Below are 12,363 nucleotides of genomic sequence, written 5' to 3'. Positions count from 1 at the left end.
TTCTCAAATTTCTTCTACCTATTCCAATAGTGTTTTTGTTTGTTCGTTAAGATGTGGATAAGCATAATAAAAGTTATTTAAAATAAACAATGGAGGAAGATAACATGAATACTAATCCAAACGAGATTGAGGCAAAGAAGAAGGCTTTACAAGAAGCGATTGCCAGAATAAAGAAAAACTACGGTGAAGGTTCAATAATGATACTCGGAGATACTAAACCCGTTGAAAAAGTTAAGTCAATATCAACTGGTTCTATTCTTATTGACTCTATAACTGGCATAGGTGGTATTCCCAAAGGTAGAATAACAGAAGTTTATGGGCATGAATCATCAGGTAAAACTACTATATGTCTTCACATAATAGCAGAAGTCCAAAAAAGTGGAGGATTTGCTGCGTTTATTGATGTTGAGCATGCACTTGACCCAGTATATTCAAAAAGTATAGGTGTTGACGTTGCTAATCTAGTAGTCTCACAACCTGAGTCAGGGGAAGAAGCACTAAATGTTGTTGAGAACTTAATCAGAAGTAATTCTATTGATGTGATTGTCATAGATTCAGTTGCAGCACTAGTTCCAAAAGCAGAGATTTCATCAGATGTAGGAGATGCAACTATAGGCATACAAGCAAGGCTTATGAGCCAAGCACTCCGCAAAATAATCTCAATTGTATCAAAAACAAACACTGCCATTGTATTTACAAACCAGTTGAGGATGAAAATCTCAACAGGTTTCTCTTACGGAGGTCCCCAAGAGACAACAACCGGTGGAACTGCCCTAAAGTATTACGCATCATTGAGAATAGAGACTAGAAAAACAGAGAGTATAAAAAAAGGTGATGAGGTAATAGGAATGATATGTAAAGTTAAGATAGCAAAGAACAAGGTAGCACCTCCATTCAGAGTAGCCGATGTGCCAATACTCTACGGTAAAGGCATATCAAAACCCTACGAAATACTTACAATAGGACCTGAACTTGGTATCATAAAGAAAAGTGGTAATTGGTATTACTACGGAGATGACAAATTAGGTAACGGTATTGACCAAGCATTAGCAACTCTTGAACAGAAGCCGGATTTAGTAAATAAACTTGAAGTTATGATAAGACAGAAACTTGGCATAGAAATTCCAGATTACCTTAAAAATGAAAAACCCTAACCTAGTCATAATAGACTTAAGATCCCCAAGAGATTTTGAAAAGGACAGAGAGTTTTACACATCAAGAAACTTGAATGTTTTAAACCTTGATTTCTTCAAAGCACCAAAGGAAGTTGAAATACTTGACAGACAAAAGGAATATCTAGTGGTATGTGAAAGTGGAATGCTAAGCGATATACTAACAAAGGTTATGCAGTCAAAAGGTTTCAAAAGCGTCAAGAATGTCAAGGGAGGAATAGAAGAACTAAAAAGACTCCTAAAATGAAACACAAAGAAAGAGTTATAGTTAGACTAAAACTACTCAGTTGATTAAAAACGGTATAAATTGTTAGTTATAATTTTTTCATTCTGAACTTTAGAGATAGATTATTTTGATGAAAAGAGTTAAAGGAAGGTTGTTAATAAACATACTTCATATACTCTCTATTCTAATACTTTTTGGATCTCTTTTTGTCTCCGTAGAGACCGGAACTACTGATACAAGTTTAACCAAAACATTTCTATCCCAAAACAGGTCCGAAGAAGATGTCAAGGTTATCTTGATTAGGTTATCTCAATCTTTAGCGGTTTTGTTATCAGGGATCTCTCTATCCGTTTCAGGATTAGTTCTACAAAGGATAACAAAGAATAATCTAGCAGACCCTGGTATTACAGGAGTGCTGTCCGGAAGTGTTCTAGGTATAACAATTATGTCTGCTTTTGGAATAGCATCTTACCTAGGCTTCTCGTTCGTAAGAGTTGCATTTTCATTCATCTTTGGCTTTCTAGCTGGACTAATATTTACCCTAGTATCTTCACTAGTAAGGGACTCTCTTAAAACACTTATATTTGGAGTTATGCTAAACAGTTTCATATCTGGACTCATAATCCTCATTCAATCACTACTAGACCCATACAAATTACAACAGACATTCTCATTCCTTCTAGGTAGCGTAGTAATATCCGATTTTGAATTCTTACTCGTAGAGTATTCAGTAGTGATCCTGGTAATACTAATATTAATTTTACTCTCAAGGAAACTTGATGTTATATCTCTTGGTGATACTGATTCGCATGTTTTAGGTATCAATGTGAGGCTATGGAGAACAGTATTTATTGTTATCACGGTTGTGATGTCCTCAACAGCAGTCTCGCTCACAGGTGTGATAGGTTTCGTAGGGTTTGTTATACCAAATGTAGTAACGATCTTATCGTATAGGTTCATATCATTTTCAACAAAGGATGTTATAATTTTCTCTAGTGTGATTGGAGGAATATTTCTAACACTATGTTACATAATAGCAAGAAAATTAATACCTTTTTTGGAGATTCCATTAGGCGTTATAACAGGACTTATCGGAGCACCAATATTTGCTCTCATATTACTTAGGTTAGATAAATCAAAACAATGACAAATTATCAAATAAACAACTAAATTTCTTGACATCGCTTCTACAATACTTTACATAAATCCCGATTAGATGAATAATCAGAGTTCTAAACTTTTTGCTAACTCACCTTCGTTCCAGATAGTTTTCGTTAGTTCAAGATTCTGTTTCATACCAGACTTATGTATTCGCTAGTGAAAAGATTTACTCGTCTAGAAACCAATCTTGATCGCGAGTTTCGTATTGTATTGAGTAATTTTAGGTTAATTTTAATTAAACGAGCACTCTCGTTTAGAATACATAAACTACGAAGAGGTTGAAGTTATGCGAAGAGTGCTAGTTATATTCCTCTTGAAAGTCATCTTTGCTGCCTACATATTTTCCAGTCCCATAACTAACTTAAGTGATATTCAGGGGTATAAGATCAACAAGATAGTATTCTCTCAAATGAGTAGGCAAGCAGAAAATCTTCTGAGAGACAATATTACTCTGAAAGAAGGAGACTTTTTAGACCTTGACAAAGTCATCCAGATGACCAAAGATATATATAGATTGAGTATTTTGTATGAGTTTAGTATTGACTATGCAATAGTTGATAGAGATAAGAAACTTCTTGACATTTACATAGTTGGTAAAGAAGCAGATGTTATTGATGAGGTAAAGATAAACGGCAACAAGAGTTTGAGTTCAGATGATATAAAAGAAGTCTTGTTCATAAACAAAGGCGATTATGTTAGTGAATACAAGATATACTCTTCAATCTTTGCTATAAGACAAAAGTATAGAGAGGAAGGACTACTAGATGCAACTGTAAGACATTCATTCTCTAGAGAGAATAATAAGCTAATACTCAACTTTGACATAGACGAAGGACCTAGAAGTATAGTCAAGAAGATAACATTCTCTGGTATTTCCAACATAAACGAAGGAGACTTGAAAGGAATTATGGATACAAAGGAAGAGGTTAAGTTCATAGGAATACCGATCGTTAGAGGGTACTTTGACCCTGACAAGTTTTCAAAGGATATTGACAAGATAAAATACTTCTACGATACTAAAGGTTTCATTGAGTCTAAAATTTCATTTACGAACATCGTTGTAAGTAACCATTACGATAACCAAACTAACCTTATAGAAAAGCATATTTACATAACGATAGGTATTGAAGAGGGACAAAAATATTATTTTGGTAGTATTGAAATCAAAGGAGATATAAAGGTTTTCAGCACTAACGAAATTCTAAAAAAGTTTAAACTTCTCAAAGGTGATGTTTTTGCGATGGATCAAGTTGATAAGTGGATATACAGTGTAAGTAGGATGTATTGGGATAGGGGTTACATTTTCACTAGAGTTGATAAAAAGCTAAAGAAGAACGAAAGCATTAGATTTATTGATATAGAAGTTGAGATACAGGAAGGTGACATAGGTCATATAGGAAGCATACTTGTAGTCGGTAATACCTACACTAAAACATATGTTATTGAAAGAGAACTTGATGTAAAAGAGGGGGAAATATTCACTGTCTATAAACTACAAAGAAGCGTAGAAAGGCTCAACATGACACAATACTTTGAGAAAGTTGAATGGGAAGTTAAGGAAGGAGAAGCAGAAGGAATAATGGACCTCATATTCAAGGTGAAGGAAGGTAGGACTGGTATCATCTCACTATCAGCAGGTTATGGATCTGTTAGTGGTTTTACTCTAGGCGGAAGTATATCTCACATCAACCTATTCGGGACAGGTAAGAAGATACAGGGCAAGGTAGATATAGGTCAAAATCAACAGGGCATCAATCTATCCTTTACAGAACCATATCTCTTTGACTCGTTGTTTTCGCTTTCAACATCAATATACTTCTACAATACCCTCGTAAGAGACATAATCGTTGATGATGATAGTAACGGAATTCCTGAAAGCACTAACGGAACATACTGGCAGACGAAATTAGGTTTGGGGTTAAATGTAGGCAGAAGGCTAGGAAGCTACTACAATGTAGGAGTTGGATACTCTATATACTCAACGATTACTCACAATAAAAGTTTCATCAACCCTTACGATGCTAGTGTATCAAAAGAACTTAGCCTAACATATGTTGATAACTGGTGGGAAGTGTATAGGGGGAAACTCAAAAGTATCTTGAGCTTGAGTTTCTCGTTTGACAGTAGGAATAACCCACTTGTGCCCTCTAAAGGCGTAAATGGCGGATTGTATCTTGACTATGTTGGACACTTAATAGGTGGATTTTTTGAGTTCATAAAACTAACGGGAAGTTTCTCATTCTATCAGGCTATACCAATAACGGAAGAATATAGTCTTGTGTGGGTTCTATACACTACACACGGGGCTATGTTCCCTCAACTTAGTGGAAGACTTGAGTTTGAAATAATGGACCTATTCTGGTTTGACGGATATTACGAACTTAGAGGTTGGGGAGGGTATGGTATAAGAGGTAGAGCAAAATCATTCTTCTCAACAGAGTTGAGAATACCAATAATAGGTAATGAACTCTGGGGCACTTTATTCGGAGACCTTGGTAATGCATTCCCAAGACCAGAGGATTACAATTTTGACCTAAATAGATACTACGGTAGTTTCGGTATAGGTGCTATGATAAACATACCGGGTTTTCCAATAAGAATATATTTGGCAAGACAATTTAGGTTCCAAGATAACACTCCAAGACTATACCTAAGCGATCAATTCTTCAACAACTGGCAATTCGTGTTCGCAATACAAGGATTGTTCTAACATTATCCCTATTCTCTCTAAAAATCCGAAGGAACTCTACTCCGTCAAAAACACCTATAGAACTTGATCTATGTTTTTCGCAAGAAGATACTTATAAACAATACCAGAATACTTTTCAAGTATCTCAAGTCTGTAAAAAGCATCCCAGAGGTTCGTTTTACTCTTTATGATAACACCATGTTTGTGTAGAATGATAATATCATTCTCTACTCCTCTTACTACATTCGCACCTTCTGGTGTTCCAGGTGTTGCGTATTCGGTTACGTAGATGTCTCCCAGAAAGTATTCTGCTTCCGCAAGCAATTTTGTTTTAAAATTGTATCCAAGAAGGTCAAGAACTATAGTGTTTTCAGGATGAGCATGTAGCACACACTTCACATCCTCACTAGTCAAATAACACTCAAGGTGAGTAAAAACCTCACTTGAAGCATTACCTCTCACTCCCCTTTTCAGGTCATCAATACTGACAACAACAATATCCTCTTCCTTAAGGTTAAACTTCGGAGTTCCTGATGGTGTTATAACTATCTTATCCTCAACTCTATAACTTAAATTACCTTCCTTGGAAGTTATGTAGCCTTTCTTATACATCAGTTTTGATACCTCTACAATCTCTCTTATCAATTCTTCCATAACATTAGAAGAAACTCAAAACAACTTTGTTTATAGTTAAAGCCCAGCCATCTATCAAGAAGAAAAATATTATCTTTATTGGAAAGGAAATTACAACAGGTGGTAAGAAAAACATACCCATAGATATCAGTATGCTTGAAACTACTATATCTATTATGAGAAATGGTATCAACAATATAGCACCCATATAAAATGACACCGTAAGTTCATTAACTATGTAAGCAGGTATAAGAACATGAGTAGGGACATCATCCCTCGTAGCAGGTCTCGGAAGGTTTGCAATCTTAATGAATTGATAGATATACTTCTCATTCGTCTGCCTGAACATAAACTCTCTTATCGGTTTCATCGTGTTATCAAACGCCTTTTCAATACTCATTTTACCATCTATGTATGGCTTTATACCTTCATTGTAGGATTTTGTGAAGATAGGCCACATTATATATAGCGTTATAAATAGCGCAAGTCCTATAAGGACTTGGTTTGGTGGAATATTCTGTGTAGTCAACGCTCTAGGAATGAACGCTAATACGATATACACTCTTATGAAAGATGTTAACATTATCAGTATTGACGGTGCTAGAGATAAGATTGTGAGAAGAAGAAGTATCTGAAGAGATACCGAAACTTCCTGTGGAGTCCTTGCCTCATCAACACCTATGGTAAATCTAGGTAAAGGAACTTGAGCAGAAACAACAGTCGTAAGCAACAAAACTATGACTATAGAAAATGGTATCAACTTTACCAATTTCATAAACCTATTTTACAGAAAACTAATATTGTCTTTCCAACTCGGAGTTATGGGCATTATACTATACTATCTATGATTTACAAAGTTTGATTAACCCGCTTGAATGGTTCTTGAATTTATTCATAACAAAGAGTTTATAATTATATTAATGTTGTATGAAATATTCCATAGTTACACATGGATGTAAGTTAAACCAGTTTGAGAGTTCTGCAATTTCAACCAAACTCAACAATCTAGGTTTAAACTATGTTGATAACCTTGAAGAAGCAGATATAGTAATATTCAACTCTTGCACCGTTACGGATACTGCGGATAAAAAAGGAATTAAATTCATCAAAAAGATTGGAAAACTTAAGAACAACAAGGAAATAAAATTTATCGTCACAGGTTGCTTTGCACAGACAGACAAAGAAAGAATAGTTCAGTATAACTTCGTTGATTGCGTTGTTGACAACAAAATGAAGTATAAGATACCAGAGATTATTCAATCCTACTTATCAAGAGGATATCTAAATGTTGAAAGTGTTAAACCAAAAAAGAGAGACAGATTTGAGTTTGAGCCAGAGTCGTTTCTAGGTAGGACAAGAGCATTCTTGAAGATACAAGATGGATGTAATAGGATGTGTTCATTCTGTAAAGTGCCTTTTGCAAGGGGTGGAAGCGTATCACTTGAGTTTGAAGAAGTTGTAAGAAGGTTTAAGAAACTTCTTGAACTTGGATACAAAGAGATAGTTATAACAGGAGTTAATATAACAAGTTACAATTGGTCTGGACATACATTACGAGACCTACTGATTGAACTAAACAAAACTAAAGGAGACTTCAGAATAAGACTCTCGTCCATTATGCCTGATGAGTTTGATTACAGAATACTTGAACTTGTGAAGGATGGAAAACTTACACCTCACTTACACATCTCTATCCAGAGTGGCTCTGACCGTGTAATAAGGATGATGAGAAGGAACTATACTTCCTCTGACCTTATAAGGCTATCCGAAACAGCAAGAAAATACAATGAAGACTTTGGGTTCAGTGGTGATGTGATTGTTGGTTTCCCGGGAGAAACAAATGAAGACTTTGAGAAGACCATTGACACCGTTAGTAAAGTAGGTTTCTTTAGACTACACATCTTCCCATTCTCACCAAGAAGAGGAACTCCTGCTTCCGTTATGCCAGACCAAACAGATGAGAAAGTTAAAAAAGAAAGAGAGAAAATACTCTTCGGCGTCGTCAAAGAATTATCAAAACAATTTAAGAGTAGATTTCTAGGTAGAGAAATTAGAATACTACCAGAAGAAGACTATAACGGTGGAATGTATGGATACGCAGATAATTATTTAAGAGTATTCTACAGAGGTAAGGATTTGACTAGAAACGAGTTCAGTTTTGTCAAAATTACAAACATAAACGAAGAAGATGTTACTACCGCAATAGCAGACTAGTGATAACAAAAACTAGTCTATTCAAAAACCTCCTTCATAACCAGAAGTTTTGAAGATAAACAAAATCTATCCGAAACGACCAGACAAAACACAATCTGAAATAAAGTACGCACAGAAGTTATGAAGTCAATTTGCTGTAATGAAATTTAAATTAATCTAGACTTCAAGAGTTCCAATTCAAAACTAAGCACTAAGTTCCTTCAGACCATCCTGAAAGGTATCGTTCTTGTTCTGGAGTAAGTGTGTCAATTTTTATTCCCATAGATTGGAGTTTTAACCGTGCAATCTCTCTGTCAATTTCTTCTGGAACTGGCATTACTGATTTCTTAAGTTTTCCCCTGTTTTTAACGAGATATTCGCATGAAAGAGCCTGGTTTGCGAAGGACATATCCATCACGCTTGAAGGATGACCTTCAGCATTTGCTAGATTTACAAGCCTACCTTGTCCAAGAAGGTATATCTTTTTACCATCTATCTCATACTCAACAACACCTTTCCTTATCTCTTCTTTACTTTTAGAAAGAGTATTAAGTGATGAAACATCAATCTCAACGTCAAAGTGTCCAGAATTAGCAATGATTACCCCATCTTTCATCTTAAGTATATGATCCTTTGTTATAACATTTTTATTACCTGTTACTGTTACGAAAAAGTCTCCAATTCTTGAAGCCTCATCCATCGTCATAACCTCATACCCATCCATAACTGCCTCAAGTGCTTTTATTGGATCAGTTTCTGTTATTATTACTCTAGCGCCCATCCCCTTTGCTCGCATAGCGACCCCTTTACCACACCATCCATACCCAGCAACAACGAAATACTTACCAGCAATAAGCCTATTTGTGCTACGAATTATACCATCAATAGTGCTCTGTCCAGTTCCATACCTATTGTCAAACAGATGTTTTGTCATAGCATCATTTACGGCAATTATTGGGTACTTCAACACTCCTTCTTTCTCCATAGCCCTAAGTCTTATAACACCAGTTGTTGTCTCTTCAGTCCCACCTATCACTTTGTCAATAACACTAGTCATTTCTTTGTGAAGTGTTGTAACGAGGTCAGCTCCATCATCTATCGTTATATCAGGTTTTCTTGATAAAACCTCTCTAATGTGAGAGTAGTAGGTATCTCTATCCTCACCTTTTATAGCAAATACTGGTATCTCAAAATGCTTTACCAACGATGCAGCAACATCATCCTGTGTTGAGAGAGGATTTGAAGCACATAGTAGAACCTCCGCTCCACCTTCCTTGAGTGTTATAGCAAGGTTAGCAGTCTCTGTAGTTATGTGTAATGCACCAGATATGGTTATCCCCTTAAGTGGCCTCTCTCTACGAAATCTCTCTCTTATGATCGCAAGAACTGGCATATCTTTAAAAGCCCACATTATCCTCTTGTATCCTTCTTCTGCTAGGTTGATATCTTTTATATGATACTCCATAAACTTTTCCTCCTCGTCTAGACTACTTAAATAATATCTCTAGACTACTCAAGTAGCGGGTTTTTAATCTTGAATAATCCACTTTAGTAATTTCTACTATGCACCTTGTGATAAGGATTCTTGATTTTTTATTGTTATGCTGTCAAATCCTATTTAAAGCAAAGATATTAAGAAAGCAGATATTTTGTTCCTAGGAATTTAACTATAACTTTGTTAATATAACCTGTATGCAACTTCCTAATCAACTACTAAGTAAGTGATGATTAATTAAGTAGCAATTAATTCAAACTCAACATCAAAAGACTTCAAAATTTTGGACTACGAAGTTTATCTACTCAACAAACTTGTAGTTAGGGTTGTATTTTATAACTTCGTTATAAACATAGTAGCCAAAGTATTCAAGCACTAAAGGTGTTGGGAACACATCTATAGCCTCAAATTCTTTTATTTTCTGTATCTGCTTTTTTAAGCTCTCATCTCTAGATATTCTATCATCAAGCATTCTAGCACACTCTTCATATTTCTTCTCAAAAAACAATTTTCTTTCATTTTCATTCAAAAGTCTTACAAAACTTTCGTATCTGTGTATATATCTGTAAGAAGGCTCCAACGATGTTGAAGGTATCAACTGAAGTATCGCCAACACAACAACAAGTGATACGAAAATACCAACAAATACAAAATACCACCTCAACGCATTACTCATAAATAACCTCCTATTTTTTGAGAGCACTGATCCTCTGTATAGCGTAGTTGTATTCCTGAGTATTAGGACCAGTCCAAGAGTCAACAAATTCTGAATAGTACCTCAGCGCTTCATCCCTCTTACCAAGATTATCAGCGGAGAAGGCAACAGCAAAATAGAGATACTTTGCATTATCCTTAACCTTCCTAAGCCCCTCAAGTCCATATTCATACGAACTCTTAAAGTCTCTTATTGAGATATAGTAGTTAATAACTCCCATATAGAACATTAGGTCCTTATTCTTGGAGAATTTGATATAATTCTCCATAGCACTCTTTGACTTATTCAACATCTGAACATCAATACCTGAAAATCTGGCTAGATACATATTTGCTAACTGTAAGTATAGTTGTGCTTTCTGAGCATCATCAGTTGTAGTTTGAACCAACATCTCATACTGGACGATATTTGATTTTGGAGTTGATTTGAACCTATCGGATATATTTTTGAGTAGGTTTAAATCGTTGTATTCCGGTGCTTTTTTAGGGTCTCCTCCGTATTGTCTTCTATAACTTAGGTTTTTAATCAAAGTATCACAATAGACTTTCACTTCATCTAAATATCTTCCTTCCTCCTCTGGTGAAGCAAAAGAATTAGCGTATTCCAAAGCCAAAACTCCAAATCTTATGAAAGCATACGATGCGAACATATCAACTCTTATTGCCTCGCGTAGTAAATCAAGAGCCTTGAGAAAATATTGCTTTGACTTCTCTATATCTTTATCTTCCAGGTAGTATTTGGACATCTGATAATACAACATAGCACTATTAAACAGCATTGGTGCCATATCCGAACCATACTTAACTGCTTCATCAAGGTATTTAGGTATCATTTCTTTATACTCTGCTATCAAATTCAAGAGATTACTCCTTACTGTAGGTTCTACTATGTTTGTTACGTTTTTGTATTCAGACATCTTATCAAAATAGTATTTTGCAAGAGAGTAGTTGAAAGAAGATGCTATCTCTTTCGTAAGGTAGTCCCACCATACTGAAACTGGTGTCTGCGTCCATCTCTGCTTGTAGTAGTTGTAGTAATCCATAGTATCTAAGCCATTAGGATGTTCATAATCTTTCAGGAAGTATATTCTATCGCCCTTTACCGTTATGTATCCCTCTTTAGAAAGGATACCCAAAACTTGATTGAAAACAACTTTGTAAATACTCTCTGCTCTTGCTCTTATTATAGGAATTAAGTTGTTGTACGAAACTTGATCTACAACCAAGCCTTTGAGGGATTCTTCATACACAACTCTCTTTACTATCTCATTGAACAGAAGTTTTCCATTCTTACCACCAGTATATACAAACTCTTTTTTTGGAATTACTCTGTTAGTCTCTATCTTCACATACCCTTCGTATTCCAAAACTCTCGTTAATTCAAACACTTTCTGTGCATCAATGTTAGGGATAAGCAAACTCTTGTAGATTGAACTTACATAATCTATTGGAAGTGATTTATATTCCTTAAGTTTGTCAACTATGAAGTATTTTGAATCGCTAACCTTATACATCATTCCATACTGCTTGTAGTAGTAATCTCCATACTTCCAGAGTTCTTTTCCAGTCCAGGTCATGTAAACGTTTTTCTTACCAACCTGATCCTTGAACTTATACTCTTCAAAAGTTGGTTCTCCCTTTGTCCTAAGTTCACCTTTGTAAAATGGCTCAAAACCATTTATAATGTTGTAATCAACTACATCCATCCTAAGTTGAAGGTTTTGAAATGGTAAGTATCTCAAGTCTCCATAAATCCTTTTAAAAACATTCCCCTTTTGGTCGTAGCAGACAACATCAGGTCTTTTAAACTCAACCATCTGGAAGTAAGCCAGCCCAAAAACTTGGTTATCACCACCCTCAGTCATAAGAACAGTGTTGGTAGTGACAGACCTTATAAGCCCGAGTGAGTAATCGTTATTAAGCCAATCCATTGAGTTATCATTATACTTGTAATTCTGCAAATATGTAAAAGCAACCATAACAAAGAATACGGCACCTAAGGATATATCAATTATATTCTTCATAATCATCTACCTCTTACTCCTGAATAAATACTAATCAAATCTACATTCCGCTTTCA

10 protein-coding genes are annotated in these 12,363 nt (G+C 35.4%); 5 read left to right on the top strand and 5 right to left on the bottom strand.

The genetic code is table 11. The annotated features are described in order from the left end of the window. Window positions 1-104: 104 nt before the first annotated feature. The 4 genes from recA (at window position 105) to bamA (ending at window position 5,269) form a co-directional block, all read left to right on the top strand. The gene (gene recA, locus NZ579_02385) at window positions 105-1,154 is read left to right on the top strand and encodes a recombinase RecA (GenBank protein ID MCS7298796.1); all 1,050 of its coding nucleotides are present in this window, start codon (window positions 105-107) and stop codon (window positions 1,152-1,154) included. Continuing rightward, window positions 1,141-1,419, top strand: coding sequence for a rhodanese-like domain-containing protein (locus NZ579_02380; protein MCS7298795.1), 279 nt, complete (start codon window positions 1,141-1,143; stop codon window positions 1,417-1,419). Before recA ends, NZ579_02380 begins: the two co-directional genes overlap by 14 nt. A gap of 109 nt (window positions 1,420-1,528) precedes the next feature. Next, on the top strand, window positions 1,529-2,545 hold the full coding sequence (locus NZ579_02375) for an iron ABC transporter permease (GenBank protein ID MCS7298794.1): 1,017 nt from the start codon (window positions 1,529-1,531) through the stop codon (window positions 2,543-2,545). A gap of 300 nt (window positions 2,546-2,845) precedes the next feature. Then, the gene (gene bamA / locus NZ579_02370) at window positions 2,846-5,269 is read left to right on the top strand and encodes an outer membrane protein assembly factor BamA (protein ID MCS7298793.1); all 2,424 of its coding nucleotides are present in this window, start codon (window positions 2,846-2,848) and stop codon (window positions 5,267-5,269) included. Window positions 5,270-5,323: 54 nt separating this feature from the next. On the opposite strand, the gene NZ579_02365 is transcribed toward bamA, so the two are convergent. Together NZ579_02365 and fliP are read right to left on the bottom strand one after the other, a co-directional pair. Beyond that, window positions 5,324-5,902: a class II aldolase/adducin family protein gene (locus tag NZ579_02365; GenBank protein ID MCS7298792.1), complete on the bottom strand. Its 579-nt coding sequence runs from the start codon at window positions 5,900-5,902 to the stop codon at window positions 5,324-5,326. Window positions 5,903-5,906: 4 nt separating this feature from the next. Continuing rightward, entirely contained in the window at window positions 5,907-6,656 is a 750-nt protein-coding gene (fliP, locus tag NZ579_02360) for a flagellar type III secretion system pore protein FliP (protein MCS7298791.1), read from the bottom strand. A 152-nt stretch (window positions 6,657-6,808) separates the two neighbouring features. Between fliP and mtaB the strand changes: the two genes are divergently transcribed. Further along, window positions 6,809-8,095: a tRNA (N(6)-L-threonylcarbamoyladenosine(37)-C(2))-methylthiotransferase MtaB gene (mtaB, locus tag NZ579_02355; GenBank protein MCS7298790.1), complete on the top strand. Its 1,287-nt coding sequence runs from the start codon at window positions 6,809-6,811 to the stop codon at window positions 8,093-8,095. A 190-nt stretch (window positions 8,096-8,285) separates the two neighbouring features. On the opposite strand, the gene ahcY is transcribed toward mtaB, so the two are convergent. The 3 genes from ahcY to NZ579_02340 all read right to left on the bottom strand — a co-directional run bounded on the left by ahcY (window position 8,286) and on the right by NZ579_02340 (window position 12,307). Further along, on the bottom strand, window positions 8,286-9,539 hold the full coding sequence (ahcY, locus tag NZ579_02350) for an adenosylhomocysteinase (GenBank protein ID MCS7298789.1): 1,254 nt from the start codon (window positions 9,537-9,539) through the stop codon (window positions 8,286-8,288). Window positions 9,540-9,870: 331 nt separating this feature from the next. Further along, window positions 9,871-10,245, bottom strand: a complete 375-nt coding sequence (locus NZ579_02345) for a hypothetical protein (protein MCS7298788.1) — start codon at window positions 10,243-10,245, stop codon at window positions 9,871-9,873. A gap of 10 nt (window positions 10,246-10,255) precedes the next feature. Then, window positions 10,256-12,307 (bottom strand): hypothetical protein, encoded by a 2,052-nt coding sequence (locus NZ579_02340; protein MCS7298787.1) that lies wholly within the window; start codon window positions 12,305-12,307, stop codon window positions 10,256-10,258. Between the last annotated feature and the right edge of the window lie 56 nt (window positions 12,308-12,363).

The organism is Spirochaetota bacterium (genome assembly GCA_025061835.1).
Classification (GTDB): Bacteria; Spirochaetota; Brevinematia; order DTOW01; family DTOW01; genus SKYB106.
Note: the sequence above shows the minus strand (reverse complement) of the source record. Positions and strands in the feature narration are given on the sequence as shown.

Coding starts and splice junctions, on each gene's coding strand:
- recA (MCS7298796.1), top strand. CDS start 105: ATGAATACTAATCCAAACGAGATTGAGGCAAAGAAGAAGGCTTTACAA.
- ahcY (MCS7298789.1), bottom strand. CDS start 9,539: ATGGAGTATCATATAAAAGATATCAACCTAGCAGAAGAAGGATACAAG.
- NZ579_02365 (MCS7298792.1), bottom strand. CDS start 5,902: ATGGAAGAATTGATAAGAGAGATTGTAGAGGTATCAAAACTGATGTAT.
- mtaB (MCS7298790.1), top strand. CDS start 6,809: ATGAAATATTCCATAGTTACACATGGATGTAAGTTAAACCAGTTTGAG.
- NZ579_02345 (MCS7298788.1), bottom strand. CDS start 10,245: ATGAGTAATGCGTTGAGGTGGTATTTTGTATTTGTTGGTATTTTCGTA.
- NZ579_02375 (MCS7298794.1), top strand. CDS start 1,529: ATGAAAAGAGTTAAAGGAAGGTTGTTAATAAACATACTTCATATACTC.
- NZ579_02380 (MCS7298795.1), top strand. CDS start 1,141: ATGAAAAACCCTAACCTAGTCATAATAGACTTAAGATCCCCAAGAGAT.
- NZ579_02340 (MCS7298787.1), bottom strand. CDS start 12,307: ATGAAGAATATAATTGATATATCCTTAGGTGCCGTATTCTTTGTTATG.
- fliP (MCS7298791.1), bottom strand. CDS start 6,656: ATGAAATTGGTAAAGTTGATACCATTTTCTATAGTCATAGTTTTGTTG.
- bamA (MCS7298793.1), top strand. CDS start 2,846: ATGCGAAGAGTGCTAGTTATATTCCTCTTGAAAGTCATCTTTGCTGCC.